Source organism: Paraburkholderia dilworthii, from assembly GCF_000472525.1.
Taxonomy (GTDB): domain Bacteria; phylum Pseudomonadota; class Gammaproteobacteria; order Burkholderiales; family Burkholderiaceae; genus Paraburkholderia; species Paraburkholderia dilworthii.
Genome location: NZ_AWZT01000037.1, coordinates 16,454 through 42,531 on the forward strand (window position 1 = coordinate 16,454; position 26,078 = coordinate 42,531).

22 protein-coding genes, 1 tRNA gene and 1 pseudogene are annotated in these 26,078 nt (G+C 60.3%); 18 read left to right on the plus strand and 6 right to left on the minus strand.

Annotation, left to right across the window (positions count from 1 at the left end):
* Positions 1 to 327: 327 nt before the first annotated feature.
* Complete coding sequence (locus F759_RS0125775) at positions 328 to 1,473, plus strand: branched-chain amino acid ABC transporter substrate-binding protein (protein ID WP_027802402.1); 1,146 nt, start codon at positions 328 to 330, stop codon at positions 1,471 to 1,473.
* Between the two features lie 695 nt (positions 1,474 to 2,168).
* Here F759_RS0125775 and F759_RS0125785 read toward each other — a convergent pair.
* Complete coding sequence (locus F759_RS0125785; RefSeq protein ID WP_027802403.1) at positions 2,169 to 3,380, minus strand: MFS transporter; 1,212 nt, start codon at positions 3,378 to 3,380, stop codon at positions 2,169 to 2,171.
* Positions 3,381 to 3,608: 228 nt separating this feature from the next.
* Between F759_RS0125785 and F759_RS0125795 the strand changes: the two genes are divergently transcribed.
* Positions 3,609 to 4,271 (plus strand): HugZ family pyridoxamine 5'-phosphate oxidase, encoded by a 663-nt coding sequence (locus tag F759_RS0125795; RefSeq protein ID WP_027802404.1) that lies wholly within the window; start codon positions 3,609 to 3,611, stop codon positions 4,269 to 4,271.
* Positions 4,272 to 4,665: 394 nt separating this feature from the next.
* Positions 4,666 to 4,968, plus strand: coding sequence for an H-NS histone family protein (locus F759_RS0125800; protein WP_027802405.1), 303 nt, complete (start codon positions 4,666 to 4,668; stop codon positions 4,966 to 4,968).
* An 85-nt stretch (positions 4,969 to 5,053) separates the two neighbouring features.
* Here F759_RS0125800 and F759_RS0125805 read toward each other — a convergent pair whose 3' ends face one another.
* Entirely contained in the window at positions 5,054 to 5,281 is a 228-nt protein-coding gene (locus F759_RS0125805) for a hypothetical protein (RefSeq protein ID WP_027802406.1), read from the minus strand.
* Here F759_RS0125805 and F759_RS0125810 point away from each other — a divergent pair.
* Complete coding sequence (locus F759_RS0125810; RefSeq protein WP_027802407.1) at positions 5,265 to 6,503, plus strand: cation diffusion facilitator family transporter; 1,239 nt, start codon at positions 5,265 to 5,267, stop codon at positions 6,501 to 6,503. The genes F759_RS0125805 and F759_RS0125810 overlap by 17 nt on opposite strands.
* A 133-nt stretch (positions 6,504 to 6,636) precedes the next feature.
* On the opposite strand, the gene F759_RS0125815 is transcribed toward F759_RS0125810, so the two are convergent.
* The 3 genes from F759_RS0125815 to F759_RS0125825 form a co-directional block, all read right to left on the minus strand.
* Positions 6,637 to 7,095: an Lrp/AsnC family transcriptional regulator gene (locus tag F759_RS0125815; protein ID WP_006050474.1), complete on the minus strand. Its 459-nt coding sequence runs from the start codon at positions 7,093 to 7,095 to the stop codon at positions 6,637 to 6,639.
* Positions 7,096 to 7,185: 90 nt separating this feature from the next.
* A complete protein-coding gene (locus F759_RS0125820) occupies positions 7,186 to 7,815 on the minus strand; it encodes a 3'-5' exonuclease family protein (protein ID WP_027802408.1) in 630 nt (209 codons plus the stop codon).
* A complete protein-coding gene (locus F759_RS0125825) occupies positions 7,812 to 8,456 on the minus strand; it encodes an MBL fold metallo-hydrolase (RefSeq protein WP_027802409.1) in 645 nt (214 codons plus the stop codon). The genes F759_RS0125820 and F759_RS0125825 overlap by 4 nt, the downstream gene beginning before the upstream one ends.
* Positions 8,457 to 9,100: 644 nt before the next feature.
* On the opposite strand from F759_RS0125825, the gene F759_RS0125830 reads away from it, so the two are divergent.
* A complete protein-coding gene (locus F759_RS0125830; protein ID WP_407668553.1) occupies positions 9,101 to 9,703 on the plus strand; it encodes a septal ring lytic transglycosylase RlpA family protein in 603 nt (200 codons plus the stop codon).
* A 133-nt stretch (positions 9,704 to 9,836) separates the two neighbouring features.
* On the opposite strand, the gene rsmI is transcribed toward F759_RS0125830, so the two are convergent.
* Positions 9,837 to 10,715, minus strand: coding sequence for a 16S rRNA (cytidine(1402)-2'-O)-methyltransferase (rsmI, locus tag F759_RS0125835; protein WP_027802411.1), 879 nt, complete (start codon positions 10,713 to 10,715; stop codon positions 9,837 to 9,839).
* Positions 10,716 to 10,752: 37 nt separating this feature from the next.
* On the opposite strand from rsmI, the gene F759_RS0125840 reads away from it, so the two are divergent.
* The 13 genes and pseudogenes from F759_RS0125840 to F759_RS0125895 all read left to right on the plus strand — a co-directional run bounded on the left by F759_RS0125840 (position 10,753) and on the right by F759_RS0125895 (position 26,040).
* Positions 10,753 to 11,223 (plus strand): YraN family protein, encoded by a 471-nt coding sequence (locus F759_RS0125840; protein WP_407668554.1) that lies wholly within the window; start codon positions 10,753 to 10,755, stop codon positions 11,221 to 11,223.
* Positions 11,224 to 11,460: 237 nt separating this feature from the next.
* Positions 11,461 to 12,048 carry a phosphoheptose isomerase gene (locus F759_RS0125845; protein WP_027802413.1) on the plus strand — a complete coding sequence of 196 codons (588 nt, stop codon included), beginning with the start codon at positions 11,461 to 11,463 and terminating at the stop codon, positions 12,046 to 12,048.
* A gap of 25 nt (positions 12,049 to 12,073) precedes the next feature.
* Positions 12,074 to 12,865 carry a BON domain-containing protein gene (locus tag F759_RS0125850; RefSeq protein WP_027802414.1) on the plus strand — a complete coding sequence of 264 codons (792 nt, stop codon included), beginning with the start codon at positions 12,074 to 12,076 and terminating at the stop codon, positions 12,863 to 12,865.
* Positions 12,862 to 13,212, plus strand: a complete 351-nt coding sequence (locus F759_RS0125855; protein ID WP_027802415.1) for a c-type cytochrome — start codon at positions 12,862 to 12,864, stop codon at positions 13,210 to 13,212. Before F759_RS0125850 ends, F759_RS0125855 begins: the two co-directional genes overlap by 4 nt.
* 64 nt (positions 13,213 to 13,276) lie before the next feature.
* Positions 13,277 to 13,352: transfer RNA gene (locus tag F759_RS0125860), tRNA-Ala, on the plus strand.
* A 166-nt stretch (positions 13,353 to 13,518) separates the two neighbouring features.
* The gene (locus F759_RS0125865; protein ID WP_027802416.1) at positions 13,519 to 14,703 is read left to right on the plus strand and encodes a tyrosine-type recombinase/integrase; all 1,185 of its coding nucleotides are present in this window, start codon (positions 13,519 to 13,521) and stop codon (positions 14,701 to 14,703) included.
* Between the two features lie 200 nt (positions 14,704 to 14,903).
* On the plus strand, positions 14,904 to 16,250 hold the full coding sequence (locus tag F759_RS38575; protein ID WP_084534349.1) for a tyrosine-type recombinase/integrase: 1,347 nt from the start codon (positions 14,904 to 14,906) through the stop codon (positions 16,248 to 16,250).
* A 137-nt stretch (positions 16,251 to 16,387) separates the two neighbouring features.
* Positions 16,388 to 16,591 (plus strand): helix-turn-helix transcriptional regulator, encoded by a 204-nt coding sequence (locus F759_RS41295; protein WP_027802417.1) that lies wholly within the window; start codon positions 16,388 to 16,390, stop codon positions 16,589 to 16,591.
* Between the two features lie 1,086 nt (positions 16,592 to 17,677).
* Positions 17,678 to 18,781, plus strand: coding sequence for a hypothetical protein (locus F759_RS0125880; protein ID WP_084534350.1), 1,104 nt, complete (start codon positions 17,678 to 17,680; stop codon positions 18,779 to 18,781).
* A gap of 611 nt (positions 18,782 to 19,392) precedes the next feature.
* Positions 19,393 to 19,602 carry a ribbon-helix-helix domain-containing protein gene (locus F759_RS0125885; RefSeq protein ID WP_027802419.1) on the plus strand — a complete coding sequence of 70 codons (210 nt, stop codon included), beginning with the start codon at positions 19,393 to 19,395 and terminating at the stop codon, positions 19,600 to 19,602.
* Positions 19,599 to 23,045, plus strand: coding sequence for a protein NO VEIN domain-containing protein (locus F759_RS0125890; RefSeq protein ID WP_027802420.1), 3,447 nt, complete (start codon positions 19,599 to 19,601; stop codon positions 23,043 to 23,045). The genes F759_RS0125885 and F759_RS0125890 overlap by 4 nt, the downstream gene beginning before the upstream one ends.
* A 13-nt stretch (positions 23,046 to 23,058) precedes the next feature.
* Positions 23,059 to 23,232 (plus strand): annotated as a pseudogene (locus tag F759_RS45215) (DUF1156 domain-containing protein); the annotation flags it as partial.
* A gap of 42 nt (positions 23,233 to 23,274) precedes the next feature.
* Complete coding sequence (locus tag F759_RS0125895) at positions 23,275 to 26,040, plus strand: DUF1156 domain-containing protein (RefSeq protein ID WP_244438913.1); 2,766 nt, start codon at positions 23,275 to 23,277, stop codon at positions 26,038 to 26,040.
* Positions 26,041 to 26,078 lie beyond the last annotated feature (38 nt).

Genomic DNA, 26,078 nt, shown 5'->3' on the forward strand with positions numbered 1-26,078 from the left:
TTGGTTCCGAAGTCACTCCTCATATAGCGGAAACCCGCATGGGCTGGCGCTCTGCGGGCCGCGACGCAAGCCAGAAGCGGTTCGTCCTGGATAAACGCTATTAGTGTTCATCCCACTTCCTCAAAAAAGTCCCACAAATTAATTTGATAGCCTACACTTGCGCGCAAGTACGGGTCGCCGCCTGCCACAAACAGTCCGGCGGACGTGCTGGCCAAGTGCATGAACGATGCAACCGGCGTGGTCGTCCACGGGACTGAGCGACACGTGTAGGGGAAGCGGGGGCACAGGGCGATTACGTTGTTTTTGGGACCGAAACTGGAGACTTACATGAACATCAAGATTCAAAAGCTGTTGCCGATCAGCGCTGCGGCGATGCTGTTCGCGACGTTGGCAACATCGGCTGCGGCTGACACGGTCGTCAAGATCGGTCACGTTGCACCGCTGACTGGCGGTATCGCTCACCTGGGGAAAGACAACGAAAACGGCGCGCGCCTCGCGGTTGAAGAAATCAACGCAAAGGGCCTGACGATCGGCGGCCAGAAAGTCACGCTGCAACTCGACGCGCAAGACGACGCAGCCGACCCGCGTACCGCTACGCAGGTCGCGCAGAAGCTGGTCGACGACAAGGTCGTCGCAGTGGTCGGCCACCTGAACTCGGGCACGTCGATTCCGGCTTCGAAGATCTATAGCGATGCGGGCATCGTGCAGATCTCGCCGTCGGCAACGAACCCGGCCTACACGCAGCAAGGTTTCAAGACGACGTATCGCGTCGTCGCGACCGATGCGCAACAAGGTCCGGCACTTGCCAACTACGCAGCAAAGGGCCTGAAAGTGAAGAGCGTCGCGATCGTCGACGACTCGACCGCTTATGGCCAGGGTCTCGCGAACGAGTTTGAAAAGACGGCGAAGTCGCTGGGTCTCAACGTGATGTCGCACGACGCGACGAACGACAAGGCTGTCGACTTCCGCGCAATTCTGACGAAGATCAAGGGCGAAAACCCGGACGCGATCATGTACGGCGGCATGGACGCCACCGGCGGCCCGTTCGCGAAGCAAGCCAAGCAGCTCGGCCTGCGTGCGAAGGTGCTGGCAGGCGACGGCGTGTGTACCGACAAGCTGTCCGATCTGGCCGGCGACGCAACCGACAACATCGTCTGCTCGGAAGCTGGCATGGCGCTCGAGAAGATGGAAGGCGGCCCGGCGTTCCAGGCGAAGTATCTGAAGCGCTTCGGCCAGCCGATCCAGATCTACGCTCCGTTCACGTATGACGCGGTGTACATCATCGTTGACGCGATGAAGCGTGCGAACTCGACCGATCCGGCGAAGATCCTGGCTGCAATGCCGAACACCGACTACAAGGGTGTGATCGGTGAAACCACGTTCGATTCGAAGGGCGACCTCAAGCACGGCGTGATCTCGCTGTACAACTACAAGTCGGGCAAGAAGTCGCTGCTCGACGTGGTGAAGATGTAATACCGCCTGTGTGCGGGCAGCGTTGCGCTGTCCGCGATCGCATGGTTAAAAAGGCACGCGTACCTTGGGTCGCGTGCCTTTTCTTTTGGGTGGCGCAAAGCGGTGGGTTTTGCTGCGCGCGTTCGTATCTGCGCAATCGTTTGCGAGTGTATGAGTCCACGCGGATCGTGGGCGGCGAGTGGAGGCGCGATGCGTCGGGCAGATGTTGTTAAGCGATGCTCACGGCGCGTTGCGCCGCAAACCACGGCGGGCGGGATACGCTTGCGCTTGGCGAATTGCTAAGCATGACGAATCGCAACGCGCGCATGAGGGTCGCCTTGTTAGGTGCCTTCATTTCCGTCATCCGTTGAGACAACGCGGTGAAAAAATGGCGAGTCAGGTAACCGGCTCGCTTTTCCACCTGCGACGCTTTTAATCCGCGTCGTTATCTGTTGTTGTTATTCCTATTCTTCACTTCTTCGCAGTGATGCCGGCGAGGCCACCGAGCAGGCCATCCGCGAGAGGTTCAAGCGGCGGAAGTTAAACGCCAGGCCGCGCAAGGGTTTGCGCGCCGCGTCAGGCGAATCTCGAACGAGTTGGCTAAAGAAATGTGCGCTGGAACACATCCGCGTGGGCGCGGCACGTAACGTAACGCCGCACACGTGAATCGGCGAAACCGGTGACGGCGAAATCTCGTGCAGCGTCGCGCGAATTCCTCAGATTTTCAGGCGCCGCAGCACTTTCGGGCCTGCGACAGCAATCAGCGCACAGCACACGGCGACCACCGAGAGCCCGATCGACAGATTGGTCACCTGCGCGACCGCGCCGATCACGACCGGCCCGAACAGCAATCCGAAGTACGCGAGTCCCGCGACGTGGGCAAGACCCTCGGCCGCGTGGATGCCTTTCACGCTTGCCGCCGCCGCGAACAGCACCGGCATCATGTTGGCGAGGCCAAGACCCATCAACGTGAAACCGACGAGCGCCGCGACCGGAGTCGGCAGTAAAAGCGCGCCGATCATTCCGGCGAGCGCAAGCGTCGCGCTGCCCATTACCAGTTGCGGAGCGCCGAAGCGCGCACGCACAGCATCGCCGGCAAAGCGGGCGGCCGCCATGCCGCCGGAAAACGCCGCATAGGCGGCGCTCGCCAAGGCCGGCGTAGCGAGGACGACGTCGCGCATATAGACAGTCGCCCAGTCGTACATCGCGCCTTCCGCGATCAGCGCGACGAGCGCCATCGTGCCGAGCGCCCACAGCGCCGGCGAGCGCCAGCGATTGGCGCGCGGCGTCGCGGAGTCGGGGTGGTCCTCTTGCGGCACATGCGGCAACACCGACGGGCAGGCCGCGATCAGAACCAGCGCGCTGACGGCGGCGGCCAACGCGAGATGCACGGCCGGCGCCATGCCGTGCGCGAGCAGCGCGCCGCCGGCCGCCGCGCCGGACATCCCGCCGACGCTGAACATGCCGTGCAACGACGACATGATCGGCTTGCCGAGCGCCTTTTCGACGGCGCTGGCCTCAGCGTTCATGGCGACGTCGAGCGTAGCCATGCCCGCGCCGAAGATGGCCAGCACGACCAACAGGAGCCAGTAAAACGGCACCACGAGAATTAGTGCGGCGCACAGCGCCATCACGAGGCCGCCGGTAAGGCAGGCGCGGCGTGTGCCGACTCGCGCGATCCACGAAGCATTGGCCGCCATCGCGCCGATCGAGCCGCCAGCGACGGCGAGGAGTGCGAGCGACAGCAAGGCGGGACTCAACTGGAAACGGTCGCGCACCGTCGGCACGTGCACGCCCCACGACCCATACACCATCCCGGCGATGAAAAACACGGCCATCGTCGCAATGCGCGCTCGCTGCCGAACGGTGTAGGACAGGTCCCGGTGAGCGGATGGGATGGCGGCGAATTCGGAGGAACGATCGGACACAGAAGTCTCGTGAATTGGAGATATGCAGAAGAAAGCGCACTGAAAGCGAATTTCCGATTCTAACGAAGCGGGCTATCTTATGCTTGACGCGGTGAAACCGCGCGTTGGAGACGGCTGGCACAGGCCGCAAGTGTTGGCGACTAACACGTGCGACAGTTCCGGCGGCCCGGCCGGGCAACTCGTGCTCGCGATCTGCGGCAATCCGCGCTCACTCATCAAGGAGGGCAATTGAACATTCCCGCACAAGCTCCATTGCACCTGCTGCACACCGCGGCCGTCGGCACGCTGGCCACGCACGCGCGTCAGCCGGAAGGCTTCCCTTATCCGTCCGTGCTGCCATTCGCGCCAGACGAGCGGCACCGGCCTACCATTCTGGTGAGCCGGCTCGCAGAGCATACGCATAACCTGCATGCAGACCCGCGCGCCGGCTTTCTGGTGGTTGACGCGCCCGACGGCGATGTGCTCAATGGTCAGCGTGTCACGTTGCTGGGCACCTTCGAACCGGTCGATCCCACGCCCGAACTCGTCGCGCGCTATCTGCGCTACCACCCCCATGCCGAGCGCTATCTCGTGCTCGGCGACTTCACGTTCTGGACGATGACGCTCGGCCGCCTGCGCTACATCGGCGGGTTTGGCGCGATGGGATGGCTCGGCGGCGACGAACTGGACCCGATGCCTGCGCTCGATGCCGGTCAGGAGGAAGCGCTCATCGCAGAATTTGCCGACGAGCTGTCCGACTGCTGCGGGTACCAGCTTATTGGCGTGGATCGGTATGGCGCGGATTTGAGACAAAACAGCCTGCGCAAACGTTTCGCATTCGAAAGTGCGAAGCCGGACAGGGAAACCTTGTACGCGGCACTGGAAGATTGCCTTCGGCGGCGAGCCAATTAGGCGTTTATTGCGATTCGGGAAAACCTTATCGCGGAAAAACATGGACAAGGCGACGCCGCAATATGTTACGACGTTTCATGTGGAAGCTTTCATGAAATGAAATGTTTTTGTTCCGCGGCGTATCTTAATTTTCATCTGCTGATAATTAATCCCATATTTACCGGTCGGCATAGTCTTTCCATCCAAAATTACGGAGCCAGCAAAATGAAAGGCGGCGTGCGACAGTGGACCGCGCCGAAAGTTTTTGAAACGGAGAAGTATTAGTTTTACTCAGACGCATTTGTAGTCTTTCTATTTTGTGTTAATCTCGCGTTCAAATTCCGAGGCATGAACACTTTCAAAGGGCAAGCCGGCTCGAGACCGACAGTCGTTAATCCAAACCACAAGGGAACCTATGTCTTCCTACAAGGAACTACTCGCGCAGCGAGAGAAGCTGGAAAAGCAGATCGAAGAGGCGAAGTCGCGGGAATACGCGGAAGTGCTGAACGAAATCAAACAGAAAATGGCCGACTACGGCATTTCTCTGAGCGAACTGGGTGGCGGCCGCGCAGTCAAAGGCGGCAAAGCCGCTCGTCCGCGCGCAGGCGTTGCACCTAAATACCGCGATCCGGAAAGCGGCAGCACATGGTCGGGCCGCGGCAAACCGCCGCGCTGGATTGCGGGTTTGGATCGCGAGAAGTTTCTGATTGAGAAGTAATCCCTGCAGGCGATTACCTGGACGTAAATACCCGTCGCATTAAAAGTAATACGAATACGAGCCTGTCGCGCACGCGGTGGCCTCGTCAAGAAAGGCCGCGTACTGTTCGGAACGCGGCCTTTTCATTGATGCATGAAAACTCGCGATAGTTCTCGCGCGTCGCCTCGGTGCGGGCAGAATGCGAATGCTTTTCGTTTTCATAAGCGGCTGATTTTAAAAGGTCTTTTTCTAGAGCCTGCGCTCCTTTGGAAGACGCGGCGGGTAGAATGGAGGCATTGAACTCCTGCTTCTTCGAGATGCCTTCCGTCGCCATTGAGTCCGCCGAAAAACACCGCGTCGCGCGCAAAAGTACGTTCGTGAGTATTGCGCTGAATACGGTATTGATGGCGCTGCAAATCGCCATCGGTGTGTTTGCGCACTCGCAGGCACTCGTGGCCGACGGTATCCATTCTCTCGCCGATCTGATTTCCGATTTCGTCGTCCTGTTTGCCAATCGGCACAGCGGCGCGAAGCCCGACGCCGACCACAATTACGGCCACAGCCGTTATGAAACTGTGGCTTCTTTATTCCTGGGCGCACTGCTGATTGCAGTCGGCGTCGGCATGTTGTGGCGCGCCGGCACGCGCCTCGCTGACCTAGACAGCATCCCAGCCGTTCATTTGAGCGCGCTGATCGTGGCCGTGCTCGTGCTGTTTTCCAAAGAAGGACTGTTCCGCTACATGCTGCGCGAAGCCCAACGCGTGCGCTCGGCCATGTTGATTGCGAACGCATGGCATGCGCGTTCGGACGCGGCATCGTCGCTGGTGGTGGCGCTCGGTATTCTCGGCAGCCTGGCAGGTGTGCGACTGCTGGATCCGATCGCCGCCGCGATCGTCGGGTTCATGGTGGCGCGCATGGGCTGGATGTTCGGCTGGGACGCGCTGCAGGACCTATCCGACCGCGCGCTGGATGAAGCTGCGACTGCCGACATGCGCACGCTGCTGCTGTCCACGCCCGGTGTGCGCGACGTCCACGAATTGCGCACGCGGAAAATGGGCGATTTCGCGTTAGTCGACGCGCATATCCTAGTCGATCCGCTGATCTCTGTGTCCGAGGGGCACTACATCGCCGAGAGCGCGCGGCTGCGCGTGCTGAGCGACAACCGTGTGCTCGACGCGCTGATCCACGTCGATCCGGAGAACGATGCAGTCGCGCATCCTCCGGTGGGTTTGCCTTCTCGCGAGCGGATCGTTGCCGATGTCAACGCTGCGTTGGCGGCGGGTGGCGTGAAGGCTGCGGCGGTGAACATTCACTATCTGAGCACGGGGCTCGACGTCGAAGTAGTGCTCCCCGTGCGGCCTTCTCATCACACTGACAAAGAGGATAGACAAGCGCTAGAGCGTGTCGATCTCGCCGCGCTGAAGCGCCGCCTCGGCGCGCGCAAGCTTGATGTGCTGCGGGAGGTGAGCACGCCGGCGACGCAAAGCGGTTCGTCGACGCAAGCCGGCGTCAGCGACCATCGCCGCAAGAGCACGGTCCCGCATGGCGCGAGCTGAGCCGCGCAATCGACACGACGAGCAGCGGTAGCGCGCGCAATTGCGAGCCGCGCTCAATGCATCGCCGCTCGCGAACCAGGCGGCACCGGCTCGGGCTTAAGCTTCATGCCCGGGTGTTATCAGGCAGCACGGATCACAGCGGCAATTGCGTATCGAATTTGATTTCGCGAAGCACGACGCTCGTGCGCACCTGAGCAACCGCGGGAATCTTGAAGATGCGTTCGTGCAGAAACGTGTCGTACGCCTTGATGTCGGGCGCGACGATCTTGAGGATGTAATCGGACTCGCCGGTCGTGCTGTAGCACTCGGTGACTTCCGGACACGTGGCAATTTCCCGCTCGAACTGTTCGACGCCTCCCTCGGTGTGGCGCGTGAGGTGGATGTGCGCGAGCGCGCACACGTGCAGCCCCAGTTTTTCTCGATCCAGTAGCGCTGTGTAGCGCTGGATCACGCCCGATTGCTCCATGTCCTTGATGCGCCGCCAGCAGGGCGTGCTCGACAGGCCGACCTGGTCGGATATTTCTTGCACCGAACGGCGTGCATCTAGCTGCAAAAGGCGCAGGATTTTTTGAGAGAACGTATCGAGTGTCAACTGCGCCTCCGTTTGCGTCGCCGTATCACCGCATGGTAGAGGGCGCGAAAACGAAACGCAATGCAAAACGGCCCCGACGAGGGAGATTACCTAATTTGCCGGTTCCTCAGCGGGATTTTGTCCTGAGTCGTCCCCTTCTTCGCCGGCCGCCAGAGCCGCAGCCTGCATCGCGCGCAGATCCTTCAGCATGTTGCAGAAAAGCGCGCCCTGTTCAATGGCGTCGTCGAGCGCGACGTGCGTATGCGGATGTTCGTCGAACCAGCGTTTCGGAAAGCGCGGCTTAATGTTCTTGCGATACGGCAAGCCGGTCATTGCAAACGCAAGTGTCTTGATGTCGAGCGCCGACCATGAAAATGGGCAGCGGCCGACAAAGCGCATCATGTACCAGAACATATAGGTGAAGTCGAAGCCGGCCGGCATGGCGACAAACACCGGCTTGCCGGGCAGCGCCTCGACCCAATCGACGTAAGCCGCGAGCGCTGCTTCCGGGCGTTGCAAATCTATACGGCAGGCCGCCCACGCCTCAGGCTGCGTCTTCCACCACGCTTCTTGCACGGGGTGTGGCGCGGCGCCTCCAAGCAATTCGAGATTCGCGGAGAAGGTGGCGATGAGTTGCTTGTCTTCGGTATAGGCGGCCGATGCGAAACTCAGCATCGAATGCGGACCGGGAATAGGGCCGTCTGCCTCGACGTCGGTGCTGACGTAGATTTCACTGCTCATGCGACGACTCCGTCGGCAACGTAGGGATTGCTGCGCCGCTCAGCGCCGAATGTCGACGTGGGGCCGTGGCCCGGCACGAAGGTGACGTCGTCGCCCAGCGGCCAAAGTTTTTCGCGAATCGAGCGCACCAGATCCGCATGGTTGCCGCGCGGAAAATCCGTGCGTCCGATCGAGCCGGCGAACAGCACGTCGCCGACTAGCGCGAGCCGGTGTGCGCGGCTAAAGAACACCACGTGCCCGGGCGTGTGCCCCGGGCAGTGATACACCTCGAGCGCCTCCTCGCCGAACTGCACTGTGTCGCCATTGTCGAGCCACCGGTCCGGTTCGAACGCCTCGGCGGTGGGAAAGCCGAACCGCGTGCTTTGATCCGGCAGCTTGTCGAGCCAGAAGCGTTCATCGGGATGCGGGCCTTCGATCGGCACGCCGTAGTGCGCGGCGAGCGTCTTCGCGCCGGCGCAGTGGTCGATGTGACCGTGCGTCAGGAAGACTTTCTCCACGTTCACGTTCTGGCGTGCGATCTCGCCTTGAATCACGTCGAGGTCACCGCCTGGATCGACAACGGCCGCGCGTCCGGTCGCCTGGCAAACGAGCAGCGAGCTGTTTTGCTGGAACGGCGTAACGGGGATCAAGGTGACTTTCATGGATGACGGCGCCGCGGGAAAAACGTTGATTGTACCGGCGTCTCAACGCGGCGCGCCGAGGTTTGCCGCGACTCGGGAGTGCTTCCGTCGAGAGGTTTTGTCTGCTGATTTTTGCAGCAATGGTGAAGATTCATCAAGGTTTTCAGTCGCTTAGCAACACAGCATTCTGTTTTAGGTATAATGGACCCCATGCACGAGGAATCGTGCTGCCACAAGGCGATGCGTCCCCATCACAAATGGGAGCGCGGATCGCCACTCAAGTATGGGCTGTCGCGGTTATGGACGGCCGTCAGGTATCGAGCATTCGATGCACACGTCTTGCCCAGCCAGGCGCCACGCGCCTGCTACGACTCTTACGGTCGTGACGCTGGGTGGGGCCTACGCCGCCGTTCCTGCGCGCTGAGTTTCGCGCGCAAGAACGTGTTTGCCACGTTCGATGGCGGCATGTGGGGTCTGGTCAGGCTGCCGGGGACAGGTTGCGCCAGACGTGAAAATTAACCGTGCGGTAGCGGCTGAATGAGCCGCATCCGGGCTTTGACGTTCTGCGCTCGTCTGCGCGGCGCGTTGTCGTCCCTTGCCGCCGGAGTCGCAGGCAACACGCTCAACTACGCGTGATGCGGCTCGACAATTTGATTGCACGTCTTATGAAAACTCGGTTATCCCGCAGTCTGGGGACTCTTTTCGCCTTTTTTGTGCTGGCCGGTTGCGCCACGCCGCCGGGCGTCGACAACAGCATCGCAAACGCTGTGCCGCTCCGCACGAAGAATGCGCAAGCAGCGTCCTTCGGACCGCAAGCCTATGGCAGCGCGCCGGCCTCGGAAGTTGCCGCTCAAGGGCCGTCGCTGGCCGATGCGAAGCCGCTTTCCGATGACGGCGCCGACGTGTCGGACTTTCATCAGACCGGCCGCGCCTCGTGGTACGGCCGGGGCTTTCATGGCCGCCGCACCGCCAATGGCGAGCGTTACGACATGCACGCGCTGACCGCGGCGCATCGAACGCTGCCGCTCGGCTCGTATGTCCGAGTGACGAACCCCGCCACTTCGCGCTCCGTCGTCGTTCGAATCAACGACCGCGGCCCGTATGCGCGCGGCCGTGTGATCGATTTGTCGATGGCTGCTGCGAATGTGCTCGATATGCGCCACGCGGGCACCGCGCGCGTGAAGATCGAAGGTTTGACGCAGGAAGAAGCGCGCGAGGCACGTAACGAAATGCTGGCGTCCAACTCGGGCTCCACCGCGCAGAAGTAATACACGGACGGCGCGCGCTGCGCCGTTCGGCATGGCGAATCGACACGCCTGTCTACAGAAAACAGAAGGGCCGCTCATGCATGGGCGGCCCTTTTCGTTTTACGCGGCTGCGCGTATGGCGTTGCCGCTTCTTTCAGTCGTCTTCTTTCTTGAGCGCCAGCGCGCGCGTGTACAGCGCGTTGCGCGACGCGCCGGTGATCGTCGCCGCCACCTTGGCTGCGCTGCTCACGGTCAATTCTTCCAGCAGAATTTCCAGTAACGCATCGTGATCGTGTTCGCCGGTCGTTTCCTGCTGCGCGCCTTCCACCACGAGTACAAATTCACCGCGTTGCCGGTTCGGATCGGCGGCGAGCCACGCTGGCCCTTCGGCCAGGGTGCCGCAATGCAAGGCTTCGTGTAACTTCGTGAGTTCTCGCGCGATCAACAATTTGCGCTCGCCGCCCCACGCATCGGCTAACGCCTGCACTGTTTCCACAATGCGGTGCGGCGCTTCGTAGAAGACCATCGCGTGCGGATGCTTTGCTAGCGTTTGCAGCGTGGCGGCGCGGGCTTTGGGTTTCGGCGGAAGGAAGCCGAGGAACGAGAATGTCGCGACCCAATCGCCCGCCGCGCTCAGCGCGGTTGCAAGCGCACTCGGGCCGGGCAGCGGAATCACGGCAAGGCCCGCTTCGCGAGCGGCATCGACGAGCTTGGCGCCCGGATCGGAGATGCCGGGCGTACCTGCGTCGGACACATAGGCCACGCGCTCGCCCGCTTGCAGATGCTCGACGATGCGTTGCGCGGCAACTCGCTCGTTGTGCTGATGAACGGCGATAAGCGGCTTCGAGATGCCATAGCGTGCGAGCAACTGACCGGTGTTGCGCGTGTCTTCGGCGGCGATGCGATCGACGAGTCCTAGCACATGGAGCGCACGCACCGTGATGTCGGCGACGTTGCCGATCGGCGTGGCCACCACATATAGCGCGGCGGCGGGGTACTGCTGTCCTTGCGCGAGTTCGGAGAGAGGAGTCATGAGACAGAAAACGCAAACGGACGGAATGAGGCCGTCATTGTGCCACGCAGTGCCGCGCGTTCCGGCCGGCGCGCGGAAAGCGAGCGCAGTTCGCACCGCGTCGAACTCGAGCGCCGCCATACCGGACAACTTTTCCGGGCGGGCGGGGTCCAAACTCGTCGGCGCGGCTTTCGAGGCGCGTGCACAGGAGTTTTTGCAACGTCAGCGCCTGCGGTTCGTCGCGCGTAATGTGTCGTGCCGCGGCGGTGAGATCGACCTCGTGATGAAGGAGCGCGATGGCGTGCTCGTATTCGTCGAAGTGCGTGCGCGCGCGCAACGCAAATATGGCGGCGCGGCGGCGAGCATCGGGTGGCAGAAGCGGCAACGAATCGTGCGCGCCGCGCAGCACTATCTCGCGACTCAGCGTTCGCATTCGCGCGAGCAGCCCGCTTGCCGCTTCGACGTGATCGCGTTCGAAGCCGGGCGGCTCGTCTGGTTACGCGATGCTTTCCGCGCCGACGAAGTATGACGCGACGCGCGGAGAACGCGTGTTAGTGCGATAAACTTGCGCTCGCGTGCGAGCTACGGGGCGAACGGGTGATACTACAGCGCGCCGCACAGCGCGTTTTGCGAGGTGTTGAAGCGCACGCGCCTCGTAGCGCTGAAACTTCAGTGCAGCGGCATGGCTCGCAGCACGACTTCGCTAATACGACTTCACAACACGGCCGCACGTTGCGGCCCATTCGCGGTAGAAGATAGAGACTCGATGTCAGTCGAACGCATTCAACAACACTTCCGCGATAGCGCGGCAGTCAAACTCGAAGCTTTGGAAACCTTGTCGATGCCGATTGCCGCAGCAATCGACACGATGTTTGCCGCGCTTGCCAACGGCAACCGGATTCTTGCTTGCGGTAACGGCGGCTCGGCTGCGGATGCGCAGCATTTCGCTGCCGAACTGATCGGCCGCTTCGAACGCGAGCGGCCTGGCTTGCCGGCCGTAGCGCTGAGTACCGACACGTCGGTGCTTACCGCCCTCGCCAACGACTATTCGTTCGAGCAGATCTATTCCAAACAGGTGTGGGCATTGGGTCAGCCAGGCGACGTGCTGCTCGCGATCAGTACGTCGGGTAATTCCGCGAATGTGGTTGTTGCGATCGAGGCTGCGCATGAGCGCGAAATGATCGTCGTCGCGCTGAGCGGAAAGGGCGGCGGACGCATGCAGGAAGTGTTGAGCGATACCGACATCCACGTGTGCGTGCCGTCGGATCGCACCGCGCGTATTCAGGAAGTGCATTTGCTGACCATCCATTGTCTATGCGACGGCATCGATGCCATGTTGCTGGGCGAAGACTGAGACCGATTCGAAGGAGAGCTAGTTGATGAGCGTATTCCGCGTCAAGAAGACACTGGTGAGAACCGTGCTGGTGGTTGGGTTTGCGGCGGGGTTATCCGCGACGTTGCAGGGTTGCTTTCTCGCCGTTGCGGGCGCGGCGGGCGGCGGCGCGTTGATGGCGACCGACCGGCGTACGCTCGGCGCGCAGACGGAAGACCGCGAGATTCAGGTGAAGGCGCTCGCGCAGATCAGCCAGAATCTGCCGGACTCGGCGCACGTCAACGTGACGGTGTTCAACCGCCGTGTACTGCTGACGGGCGAAGTGGCCGGGGACGCGTCGAAGCAGCGCGCGGAGACGATCGTGCGCGGCCTGAACAACGTGAATACGATCGTGAACGAACTGGCGATCATGCCGGCGAGCTCGTTTTCGTCGCGCACGAATGACACGTATCTCGAGACACGCGTGAAGACTGCGCTGATCGCCGAGAAGGATATTTCGGCGAACGATTTCAAGGTCGTCGCCGAGCGCGGTTCTGTGTATCTGATGGGCCTCGTCACGATGGACGAAGGCAATCGCGGCGCGGACGTTGCGAGTCGGGTGCCCGGTGTGACCCAGGTTGTGAAGGTGTTTCAGTACATTCAGCCGCAGGAAGCCGCGGCAGCGGCCGCTGCTGCGGCTACTGCACCGGCTGCAGCGTCGCAGCCCGATGCGGGCGCGGCGACGGTGGGCGCGATTCCGGATTCGTCGGTGAGCGCGCGGCCGCTTGAACAGCAGTCGCCGGCGCCTGTGACGAATTCGAACGCGGTGCATCCTGGCAATCCGAAGGCGCCGCAATGAAAGATGCGGTTGCCGGTGGTGTTATCGCTTTGATACTTGCTGCGTCGACGGGGTTGGTTGGATCGGCGGCACATGCAGCCGATGCGCCACGCGGTCAGAGAATTGCCAGCGCGAACGCTTGCATGGGATGTCATGCGGTGGATCGCAAGCTGGTCGGTCCGTCGTTCCAGCAGATCGCCGCCAGATATAAGGGCGACGTACAAGCGCCCGCGAAGTTGGTGCGCAAGGTGAAGGACGGCGGCTCTGGCGTGTGGGGCATGATTCCGATGCCCGCCCATCAATCGATGAGCGATGCCGATATTCATGCGGTGGTCGATTGGGTGCTTGCTGGGGCGCCGCCGAAGTGATGTTTTGCCGCGCTTTGCGGCGTGGCAAAACGGAAAATGCTTGTGCTAGAATTGTCCGCACGTTGGGGGGGTAGCTCAGCTGGGAGAGCGTCGCGTTCGCAATGCGAAGGTCGGGAGTTCGATCCTCCTCCTCTCCACCAAATTCAAGTCTGAATAAGTATAGTGTAGGCCGGAAACCCCTTATCCCATAAGGCTTCCGGCCTTTTTTACGTCCAACGTCGTCCAGCGACATCCAGTGGCATTCTGGCGAAAGCCGGGGCAGCATATGGGGCATAGGCCTCTGCCCCCGGCCAAGGATGCCCCCAAATGGCCCTTACCGACGTCGCCATCCGGAACGCCAGACCCACTGGCAAAACCCAGCGCATGTGGGATGGCGGCGGCCTGTATCTCGAGCTTACTCCGAGCGGGTCGAAGCTCTGGCGGCTGAAGTACCGCTTCGACGGCAAGGAGAAGCGGCTGTCGTTCGGGCGGTACCCGGACGTCAGCCTGAAGGATGCGCGGTCCAGGCGCGACGAGGCGCGCAAACTCCTGGCCGACGACACCGACCCGAGCGAACACCGGAAGGCAGCCAGGGCGGCCAGGCTGGCGAATGCCGCCAACAACTTCGAAGCGGTCGCGCGCGAGTGGTTTGGGCGCATGATGGCCGACAAGGCCAGGTCTCACAAGGACAAGGTCATTGCGCGACTCGAGAACGACCTCTTTCCCTGGCTCGGCAGGCGGCCCGTGGCTGACATCACGGCCCCCGAGATACTTGCATGCCTGCGACGAATTGAGCAGCGCGGTGCCCGTGACACGGCGCATCGCGCGCTGCAGAACTGCTCCGCAGTTTTCCGGTACGCGGTGATTACCGGCAAGGCCCACAGTAATCCCGCTGACCATCTCAGAGGCGCCCTGCCGCCGGCGAGGCCCGGCCACTTTGCGGCCGTCACCGAACCCGAGAAAATCGGCTCGCTGTTACGCAGGATGGATGCAGTGAATGCGACCTTTCCCGTCCAGTGTGCACTCAGGCTGGCGCCCTATCTGTTTTGTCGGCCAATCGAGTTACGGACGATGCGCTGGGACGAAGTCCATCTCGACGAAGCAGAATGGCGCTACATCGTCGGCAAGACCCAGACGCCCCATCTTGTCCCGCTCGCGACGCAGGCCGTCGCCATCCTGCGTGAACTGCAACCCATGACAGGCCGATGGGACTATGTCTTTCCGGGCAGGCACGACAAGAAGCAGCCCATGTCGAGCAACACGGTGAATGTGGCGTTGAAGCGCGCCGGCATCAGCACGCGTGACGAGCAGACGGGGCACGGGTTCAGGGCGACCGCACGGACCATCCTGCACGAGCGGCTCGGCATCCGGCCAGAAATCATCGAACACCAGCTCGCGCACAGTGTCCCGGACCCGCTGGGCACGGCATACAACCGGACCAAGTTTTTGGATGCGCGGAGAAAAATGATGCAGGAATGGGCGGACTATTTGGACAAACTGCGCGAAAACTAGAACGCGCACGCAATTAATGCTCAAAAAAGCGCTTGACGACGGGATTAAGTGCGCGCGATACTTCGTCCGTCGTCGATGCACGACAGCTGCTGGCAAGCCCTGCTCCAGCAGCTCTGAGGAAACTATTGAGGCAGTATTTCCACGCTCAATGTGTGGATTGAGGACATATCTCCAGGTAGGGGCGTTTTGGAGATGGTCACATGCAAAATCTGCATGACATTGTTATTAGCCAGCCCGATGTGGCGGCGCTTATTCCTATTCAGCACCAGGTTGCGATTGAGCGTCGGGCTCACAGTCCGCTCACGGACGTCGCAATCAAAAACGCGAAGCCGCGTGACAGGAGCTATCGCCTGCATGATACCGGCGGCCTGTATCTCGAAGTGTTTCCGAATGGCTCGAAGCTCTGGCGCTGGAAGTATCGCTTCCTGGGAAGGGAGAAACGGCTGGCTCTGGGGGCGTATGGAGCGTCGGAGTCGAGCGTCGGACTGAGGGCCGCACGAGATGCACGAGATGGGGCCCGCCTGATGCTGAAGCGGGGCGATGACCCCAGCGCCAACAGAAAGCGGCTCAAGGTCGAGGAGCAAATCGAGACCGCCAGCACGTTCGAAGCGGTTGCGAACGACTGGTTGGAGCGGATGATGTCCGACAGGGCCGAGTCCCACCGCGTAAAAGTCAAGGCGCGACTGGAAAACGACCTCCTTCCATGGCTGGGCAAGAAGGCGGTAACGGACATCACGGCGCCGGACATCCTGGAATGCCTGCGGCGAATTGAAGCCCGAGGTGCGCGTGATACGGCCCATCGGGCGCTGCAGAATTGCTCCGCTGTTTTCAGCTATGCGGTGGCGTCAGGCAAGGCGAAGGAGAATCCCGCTGTCCACCTGAAAGGAGCGTTGTCGCCCGCAAAACCGGGCCACTTCGCCGCCATCACGGACCCAGAAGGCGTGGGTCCACTGCTGCGCAGGATGGATGCGGTCAGCGCCACCTTCCCGGTTAAATGCGCGCTGAAGCTTGCTCCCTATCTGTTCTGCCGGCCGGGGGAGCTGCGGACGATGCGGTGGGACGAGGTACATCTGGACGCAGCCGAGTGGCGTTATGTGGCGAGCAAAAACGGTCCGCTTCATATTGTCCCGCTTCCGGCGCAGGCAGTCGCCATCCTTCGCGAGTTGCAACCTTTGACTGGGCGAAGGGAGTTCGTTTTTCCTGGGCGAGACGGCAGGACGCAGTCGATGTCGAACGGAACCGTGAACAATGCATTGCGGCGTGCCGGAATCAGTACCCGGGAGGAGCATACCGGACATGGATTTCGCGCCATGGCCCGCACCATCCTGCATGAAGGGCTGCGTTTCGCACCCGAGGTGATTGAGCACCAGCTGGCTCACCGTGTTCCCGATGTACTGGGGGGCGCCTATAACCGGACAAGGTTTCTGGACGACCGGAAAAAGATGATGCAGCAATGGGCTGACTATCTGGACCGCCTGCGCGACGGTGTCGAGCCGGACGTGGCCGCTGAACCCCGGCGGCTTATCGGACCACGCGAGGGCAGGTAGTACGTCGCCCGTTCGCCTTGAATGACAGCTGCCGGCAAGCCCGTCCGGCAGCTTAGATAAAAAATTGAACCAGTAACGCCACGACCGATTCGTCGATTAAAGGACATATCTCAAGGGCGTTTTTTGGAGATTGATACATGCAAACTCAGCATGACTTACTATTGCGCTTGCCTGAAGTGCTGGCGCGCATTCCGGTTTCCCGTGCAACCTGGTACGCAGGGGTGAAGAGCGGCCGCTTTCCGCAGCCGGTGTCACTAGGCCCCCGGTGCGTTGCCTGGAAGGCCAGCGATATTCAGCGAATCGTCATTGAAGGCGCGCAGGGCGCTTACTCAGCGGAATAGTCAATTTTCGTAGCGTCGAATCAAAATCGGTTCGGCTGCCAGGCGCTGATTCCGTTGTCGAACATCGCGCCTGCGCGAGAAAAAGCACGCGAGCTGTTAATTATCACGAATGGCGTATTGATGATAAGCAGGCGACGGACCATCTGAGGTTTACTTGAACCGACTATGGAGAAGCAAGCGGGTGACGTTTCTGAGTGGACGGTTCGACACCACCGTTGAGCGCATGCGACGTCGGAAGCGGAGGGCGCGGCGCGAGACCTCAAGCGCCAGACCGCCCTCCCTGGCTGCCCATCGCCTCACGAGAGGGGTGCGTCAGTTCCGTCGAGCTCTATATACCGTTGTGAGTGCGCAAGCCTTCAATGACGGTGGCGCGCCGAGCTCATCTGTAAAGTATTATGGCAACCAGGGCCGGCGGTTGCCGGCTCCTCTCCATCAGCACGTCGTTGAAACAACGGCTCGCCGGTTTCGTTCGCGACCAACGTCCGGGACGCCTCACGCAAGTGACGCCCAGAAATCATTCATCGTCGCACGTCGCGTGAGGCAATCCGGGCCCGGTGGGTTGTTCACCGGCCCCCGGGCATGCGGGCGCGGCTATCCATGCTACAGAGTCTATACATACTAAGCGCGCCGACCGAGAACCAATAAATCACTGGCGCTCGGTCTCTTTTTGAGAGACGGTGACCTTCGCGCGATGTGGGGTACAAGTAGGCGCGATGTCGGGTACATGCGTGCGCGATGCAGGGTACAAGTCAATGCGATGTGGAGTACAAGTCGACCCACGCGCGATAACAAAAAATTTATCGTCCTTCCTTTAGCCGGTGTTTTCGCGCAATCGCGCACGAAAGGCCGCTTTCTGCGAATTCATGTTGTTCATCTGGACGTATACAGACTGTCTCAATCAGTTTGTACACACCATGGCAAGACGACAATCATCACGTCGCGACCCCACCAGAATTCCCCGCGCCGCGCCGTTCTCCCGTCACCCTCACCAGAATCTGTTCGCTGGCAGCGCCAACCCGGTCCTTTCGAGCTCCCATGATGCCGTGTGCTGTAACGGGCTGTTTTCTTTGACCAGGCGGCAGCACTATGGCTGAGCGGATAGCACCGAACATAAGTCGGAACAGGGCCGCCGAGCTGCGTGCGCTGGCCGCGCGTGCAACCGAGGCAGCCATTGACGCCGCGCCTGACCACCAATCGGCTGTACGGGATGCTGCAGAATGCATCAACCGGATTGCTGGCGGCTTGGAGCGCAAGGCCGAGGAAGCGTCAGCCGAGCCGGCCATTGCTGTCTTGCCCCCGAACGCAACCGTCGAGGAGGTTCGACGGGCGCGCTGTAGGCAGGCCGCACGTCGAGGCGCAGATGTGTATCTGCCCAACTGGTCGGACATGGCACAGGCGCTTCCGGATGCATTCCTGCGGACTGCGTTGTTTGGCTCAGGCCGAAATATTCAGTCCGAAAACGACAAGGTGCTTTCGGGCGACCAAACTCTCCTGGTTGCTGGAAAAGAGGTTGCCTCGTTCCAGAACCTGACCTTGACCTTTAGCGGCTACGAGCTTTGCCAGTTTGACAGGCAGGTCTACGCCACCTGCCTGGACTACTACCGGGAGAGGCCGCTTTGCCCAGACGAGTGTCCTCGGCATGTCCGCACCTCGTTCTATGAGTTCGCGTGTCGTATGGGCAACGCATACAGTGTGAAGGCGCACAAGGCTATCCGGGCGAGCCTGCTGCGACTGAGTTTTGCCCAGATGCGTCTTCGGTGTCAGCGTATGAATATCGAGATACCGAAGTTGTTGTCAGTGACATTCGAAGACGGTGAGGCCGGTGGGGACTTTAAAGGCAGTGATATGCTCCTGCTCAGGGTGACCGTTTCAGTGGCAGAGTTATTCGGGCCCGGTGCGTGGACGGCCGTCGCCAGGGAGGTCGTACGCTACGACGGGTTGACAGGCTGGTTGGCAAGCTTCTACGCAAGTCACTCCGCTGCAAAATGGGTGTGGGTTAATCAGCTTTACGCACTCTCCGGCTACGAGTCACACACGCGCAACTTCAAGGCTAGCCTGATTCGTGCATTGGAAAAACTGAAAGATGGGGAAACACCCCTGTGTAGCAGAGTGTCCGCGTACCATTTCAGCAAGGACGGTACAAGGATTTACGTTATTCGTAGCGAATGGCGGGCGGACGTCCCGAAGTGAATAATTGTGAAGTCCTGCGGAGAGCTTCATCAGGGAGCCGTAAATTCGGGCGTGCCTGTTTTTTTTTAAGAGCCGGCCTTGCGAAGTTAGTTCGCTTAATCTGGAGAAGTCGGCGACGGCGGACTGAGTGAAGTGGTTAATCTGCTGCGTACGAGGCCGTAGTAGAGCACAATCCACCAAGTTTGCTGTCGGCGGATGTCCTTCTACGGCATCGAGACCGAGCCCAGGAGCGGTCGGTTCGAGCAACCCGCCTCATCGAGGGAGATTTTGAGGCCAGGTCCGAGAAGAACGATGGTATGTTCGTCGACTAATGCCCTGAAAAAGTCGCCAGGCGGATTCAGGGTCTGCATGTTCCGGCCTTTCGGTGAGTTTGCCGATTTTCGAACACCCTACCTAAATACTTCCGATTCTGGCGAATACGTGGCCCTTGTGTGAGCATTCAAAGAACATAAGCGAATTCGTTGACGTAAATGGTCAGCAATCGCCCGAGCGGCTGCCACTTTCACCAAGAACACCCGTGGGCTATCAACGCCCTGTGCTCGAATTTACTTGTGCTCCGATGTTCGATATAGTCTGCACCCTGTAAAGACATCGTACCGAAGAGGCGCCACATGAGCGAGCGCAAGACTACGGCAATCAACTTGCGCATGTCGCATGACGTCAAGGAGCTCCTTCGGCTGGCCGCGGCGCAGCAGCACCGCACCCTGTCGAACATGCTTGAGTTTCTTATTCTGCAGCACTGTGAACAACAAGGGCTGCGCTTGACCGCATCTGAGTCAAACCCGGCCGCAGTCGCGAACGGAAAGCAGGGGGCACAGTGAAGAAGGAAGAACTCAAGGCCGGCGTCGTGGTGTCAGGACCGCTCTTTCCCGAGCCAATCCAGGTCGTGCTGGTCCAGGGGATTGGTTCGTCAGTCAGGATGTTTGGCAAGGGGCTGCGCACCGAAAGAATGTACGACCCCATCCTGACCGAAGAGCAGATGGAGTCGCTCCAGGCCAGTCCCGAGAAGGAGCCGTACGACGGTGACCCCCTGCGGTTTCGCCTCGGTGTCGAGGCGATGCGCTTGGGCCTGGCCTACGAGTACGACCCCTACTTCTCACTGTCCATTGCTAGGGTGGACCCACTGCCGCATCAGCTGGAAGCCGTCTACGACTACTTCTTGAAGCTTCCGCGCATCCGCTTCCTGCTGGCAGACGACCCCGGCGCAGGCAAGACCATCATGGCAGGGCTCCTCATCAAGGAGCTGAAGATTCGCGGCCTGGTCAAGCGCACGCTCATCGTGACGCCAGCAAACCTGTCCTTCCAGTGGCAGCGGGAACTCAAGGACAAGTTCCGCGAGCAGTTTGAGGTAGTTCGCAGTGACGTGCTGCGAGCCAATTACGGCAGCAACCCTTGGCAAGACAAGAACCAAGTCATCACTTCGGTTTCTTGGGTCTCCCGCATCGAAGATGCCCGCGAATCCCTGCTGCGCAGCCATTGGGACCTCATCATCGTTGACGAGGCCCACAAGATGTCGGCCTACAGCTCCGACAAGAAGACGCTTGCCTACCAGCTGGGTGAGCACCTGTCGCAAATGACCGACCACTTTCTCCTGATGACGGCAACGCCGCATAAGGGGGACGCCGAGAACTTCTGTCGGTTCCTGTCGCTGCTCGACAAGGACGTCTACGGAGACGTTCGTAGTCTTAACGAGGCTATGGCGCAGCAAGAGGCGCCGTTCTACCTGCGACGGGTCAAGGAAGCGTTGGTGACTTTCCCTGACCCGGAAACAGGGCAGGTGAAAGCACTCTTCACTCGTCGTATCGTAAAGACAAGCGAATTTGCAATAGGTTTGGAAGAGTATGAGCTGTACGACCAGCTGACCCGCTACGTTGAGAACCAATCCATCCGCGCTGCGCGAGATGACAGTGCTCGTGGTCGTGCGGTCAGCTTCACGATGGCGATGCTTCAGAGACGCTTTGCCTCCAGCACTTACGCCGTCAGGCGCAGCCTGGAGCGCATGAAGGAGAAGCGCGAGAGAATTCTTGAGAACCCTGAAAAGTATCGGCAGGAGCAGATTGCGCGCCGCCTTCCAGACGACTTCGACGAACTGCCTGACGATGAGCAGCAGGACATGCTCTCGGACCTAGAGGCGACGGTAACCTCGTTCAATCCGGAGCACCTCCGCGAGGAAATCGCAGGCCTGTCCGCTCTGATTGGCCAAGCCAAAAGGCTGGAGTCGACGGAGCAGGAGGTCAAGGTTCGCAGCCTGAAGACGCTGCTGACCGAGAAGGGGGTGTTTGACGACCCCACGATGAAGCTGCTCATCTTTACTGAGCACAAGGACACCCTAGACTTCTTGGTTGGCGATGGCCGCGATGGTCGTCCGCTCGGTAAGCTGCGCGAGTGGGGGTTGACCGTCACTCAGATTCATGGGGGCATGAAGATTGGGGACAGAGACACCCCGGGCACGCGCATCTACGCTGAGCGCGAGTTTCGCGAGTCCTGTCAGGTGCTGGTTGCAACTGAAGCCGCCGGCGAAGGCATCAACTTGCAGTTCTGCTGGCTGATGATTAACTACGACGTACCGTGGTCGCCGGTCCGGTGCGAACAACGGATGGGGCGCATTCATCGTTACGGACAGGAGAAGGACTGCCTGATTTTCAACTTCGTCACGACGAACACCCGTGAGGGCCGCGTGATGCAGAAGCTGTTCGAACGTTTGAAGCAGATTGAACTCGACATCGACCCCGGTCAGACGGGGAAAGTGTTCAACGTCTTGGGCGACGTATTCCCTGCCAACCAGCTCGAGCGGATGCTGCGCGACATGTACGCGCACAACAACATGACCGAAGACCTCATCAAGCAGCGAATCGTTGAAGAGGTCGACACCGACCGGTTCAAGGGCATCACGGCCTCTACCCTAGAAGGCCTAGCCAAGCGGGAACTCAACCTTTCCGCCATCTTGGGCAAGTCTGCGGAGGCCCGTGAGCGCCGCTTGGTGCCAGAGGTCATCCAAGACTTCTTCCTGCAGGCCGCGCCAGTCACTGGTATGACGGTCAGCGAACCAAGCCGCGACCGCAGCACTTTCCGTATTGGCCGGGTCCCCCGCCACCTCTGGCCCATTGGCGAACGCCTTGAGCCTCGCTTTGGGCGACTTGGGCACGAGTACAAGCAGGTCGTTTTCGACAAGGAAAAGCTCAAGAAGGACCCGACGGCAGACTGGGTAACGCCTGGGCATCCGCTCTTCGAGGTGGTTCGCAATGACTTGCAGGAGCACGTCCGGGACGACCTTGCGCGCGGAGCCATCTTCCTGGATATGAATCGGGCCGTGCCGGCGAGGTTCAGTGTGTTCTCCTCCGCGATTCGGGACGGGCGTGGCAACGAGCTTCACAGACGTCTCTTCATCGTCCTGCAGAACCTTGATGGGACGATGCAACTCAAGCAGCCGACGTTCCTGCTAGATGTGGTGGCTGCGCCGAAGGGCACTCTCGCGCCAGACCTTTCCGTTGTGGACGAACAGGCGGCAGAAGCCTACTTGGTCGTCGAAGCGCTTCAGCCGTTCCTTGAGGAAATCAAGGGGCAGCGCATCAAGGAAATTGAGACCATTTCCAAGCACATGGAAATCAGCCTAAACGAGCTGATTCACCGACAGAACCTCCGGATGGCGGAGCTACATGGCCAACAGTCTGCCGGTGACACTGACTCCCCTGTCGCAGCCAACATCAAGCTGACGGAAGACAAGCTCGAAGAGCTCAATGGCCGGCTTGAGCGCCGACGTGTTGAACTGGCCCAGGAGCGACACTGTACCATCAGCGACATCCGGCGCCTCGGTGTGGGCTGGCTGCTGCCTCACCCGGACAGAACTACACCAGGCATGGCACCCTTTGTGCGCGACGACGAGATTGAGCGCATCGCTGTCGTGGCGGTCATCGCGATGGAGCGCGCGCGTGGTTGGGAGGTGGTCAGCGTCGAGAGCGAGAATCGCGGCTTCGACCTCATCTCTCGCCGCCCGCATCCCGAGGACCCAGCGAGTGCTCTCGAGGTCCGCTTCATAGAGGTGAAGGGCCGCGCCGGTGTTGGCGAGGTTGCGCTCTCCTCGAACGAGTACAGAACGGCCCAGCGGCTCCGCCATGACTACTGGCTCTACGTCGTTTTCAACTGTGCGACGACTCCTGACATTAAGGTCGTCCGTGACCCTGCCGTACAGATGGACTGGGAACCGGTGGTGCGTATCGAGCAGTACCATGTCAAGCCCAATTCCGTCATTCAAGCAGCGAACTAAAATTAGAGCCAGCATGCAAGCATTTCCAAAGCGACTCATCGAGGTTGACCTCCCAATCCGTCGAATTTCTGCCCATGCACGTCGCGAGAAGTCGATTCGACACGGCCACATTTCAACCTTGCATGTGTGGTTCGCACGTAGGCCTCTCGCATCCTGCCGGGCGGTCATCTGTGCATCGTTGTGGCCAGACCCAGTGGACCCCCTGTGCCCTGCGGCATTCAGGGAGCTGGTGACGACTGAACTTGCAGCTTGGGCACAAGACAACCTTGGAAAGGCATCTCAAGACAGCTATAAGTCGCTGCTCGACATTCGGCAAAACCCGGAGCGAGCATCAGCACCGGAAGTCCAGCGGCAGGTGTTGCTTGACTTCTTGGCTGACTTCGCGAATTGGGACAATGCGAATGACCCAGCCTTTGTCGGTATGTCCACACGTCTGACTCAGGGCGCTCACGTAGCCCTAGGTGGTGCTCTGGGTAGCAGCCCTTTGGTCATTGACCCGTTCGCGGGCGGAGGGGCAATTCCTCTCGAAGCGTTGCGTGTCGGAGCTGACGCTTTTGCCGGGGATTTAAATCCAATTGCAGTGCTGCTAAACAAAGCGGCTCAGGAGTATGTTCCCCGATTCGGACAGTCGCTGGCAGCCGAAATCCTGCGCCTGGGCGCAGAGGTCAAGAGCCGTGCCGCACAGGCCTTGATTTCTCTCTATCCCACGACTGCGGACGGGGAGGTGACAGTCGCCTATCTGTGGGCAAGAACAGTCCACTGCGAAGGGCCAAATTGTGGAGCAGAAGTGCCGTTGCTTCGCTCCGTACAATTGTCGAAGCGCAAGGGCTCCTCGGTCGGAATGGAGGTCGTTCCTGACAAGGCAAGCCGGACTGTTGGCTTCCGACTTCCTAAGACAGGCGAGACCATCACTGCGGCAGCCGGCACAGTAAAGGGCGGGGCCGCAACTTGCCCTGTTTGCGGCTTCACCACCTCAGCAAAATCTGTCCGGGCGCAACTGACCTCCGCACATGGCGGAGCAAAGACCGCTCGCATGTATGCCGTCTACTGTGAGGGTGTGCGTGGACGATTCTTTCGACTTGCTGACCAGTCGGACTTCGCTGCGTATGAAGCAGCGACAAAGGTGAAGGAGAAGCTCGAGACTGAGCAACCAGGCGCATTTCCCTCGGAACCCATCAATCCGATTCGCCCATACAAGAACACCCGGGGCCTCAGCGCCGTGACCCGCGTTGGCTGTGCCACTTTCGGCGACCTCTACAACGACCGGCAGGCTGTGTCTATCCTGACGCTGTTCCGCCTTGTCACCGAAGTGGTCGAGCAGGACAAGAGCGTTCCAGAGGAAATGAAGGCTGCGGTCGCCACACTACTGGCTTTCGCCGTTAGCCGCAGCGTCTCCCAAAACACAACGATGTCTCGATGGGACGCTTCCCGCTTGACTATTAAGGGAGCCTTCTCCAAACAGGCCCTCGCAGTTGTTTGGGATTTTGCTGAGGCTAATCCATTCTCGGGCGGCACGTCCGACTGGGATGGTGCGCTCGGGTGGGTCGTCAAGTTTATTCAGGCCTGTTCAAGCATTGACCACGGCGGGCATGCGATGCGCGTCTCGGCCACGTCTCAGGCACTCCCAGACGACTCTGCTGCCGCACTTGTGTGCGACCCTCCCTACTTCGCAGCCATCCCGTACGCGGACCTTTCTGACTTCTTCTTTGTGTGGCTGAAGCGAGCGCTTAAGGGCATTCATCCCGAGCTGTTCGTGCCGGAGCTCACTGAGAAGACGGAGGAACTTATCGTCACCAATGCGCAAAAGACGGCCGAGGGCGGTGCAAAGGATGACTCGTTCTTCCGCAAAGGCATGACCAAGGCACTGGAAGTCGCACGTCGCGAGGTAATGCCATCCGGTATTGGCGTTGTTGTCTATGCTGAGAGCACCACGGCGGGCTGGGAGGCAGTCCTGGGCGCCATCATTGAGGCTGGCTGGGTGGTAACCGCCTCTTGGCCCATCGAGACCGAGATGGAAAACCGAACGCGAGCGCAGAACACGGCCTCTCTGCAGTCTTCGGTGCATATCGTCTGCAGGCCGCGTGAGGCCCTGGACGGGAGCCTTGTCGAGCAGTCCATTGGCGATTGGCGTGATGTACAGGTAGAGCTACCCGCTCGAATTCACGAATGGATGCCGCGACTCGCTCAGGAAGGTATCGTGGGCGCAGACGCAATCTTTGCCTGCCTTGGGCCGGCGCTGGAAGTGTTCTCGCGATTCCATCGGGTCGAGAAGGCCAACGGCGACGTAGTAGAGCTGCGCGAGTACCTAGAGGCAGTCTGGGCTGCCGTTTCCAAGGAAGCGTTGAGCATGATTTTCTCCGGAGCCGATTCCGGCCGTTTTGAGGAGGACGCGCGTCTTACTGCGATGTGGCTCTGGACGATGTCCACATCCGGCGATGACGATGGCGCTGAGGCCGATGTGGATGAAGATGCGGAGGACGACGAAGGCACCCCGACCGCGAAGGCCTCGCCCAAGGGCTTTGTGCTTGACTTCGACGCAGCCCGTAAGATTGCTCAAGGTCTAGGAATCAATCTGACAGACATCAATTCAGTGGTCGAAACACATGGGGACAGCGCTCGATTGCTGCCAGTTTCGGAACGCGCAGCCTACTTGTTCGGCAAAAGTGACGCGCTCGTCCCAGGTAAGCGGCCGAAGTCGACTGAGCAGCTGAGCCTTTTTTCCATCCTTGGTGTAGACGAGTCTGACGACGCAGCCGTCGAAGGCCTCGGCATTCAACCAGGCAAGTCTGTACTGGACCGAGTCCATCAAGCTCTGCTGCTGTTTTCCACGGGGCGAAGTGAGGCGCTTAAGCGTTTCTTGGTTGGAGAAGGTGTTGGGCGTGACCAGGGATTTTGGAGCTTGGCGCAAGCCCTCTCCGCGCTCTATCCATCCAATGTCGATGAAAAACGATGGGTCGACGGCCTGTTGGCTCGAAAGAAGGGCCTTGGCTTCTGATGTCTTGACACCACTGCATCGGCGCTAAGGACGATGAC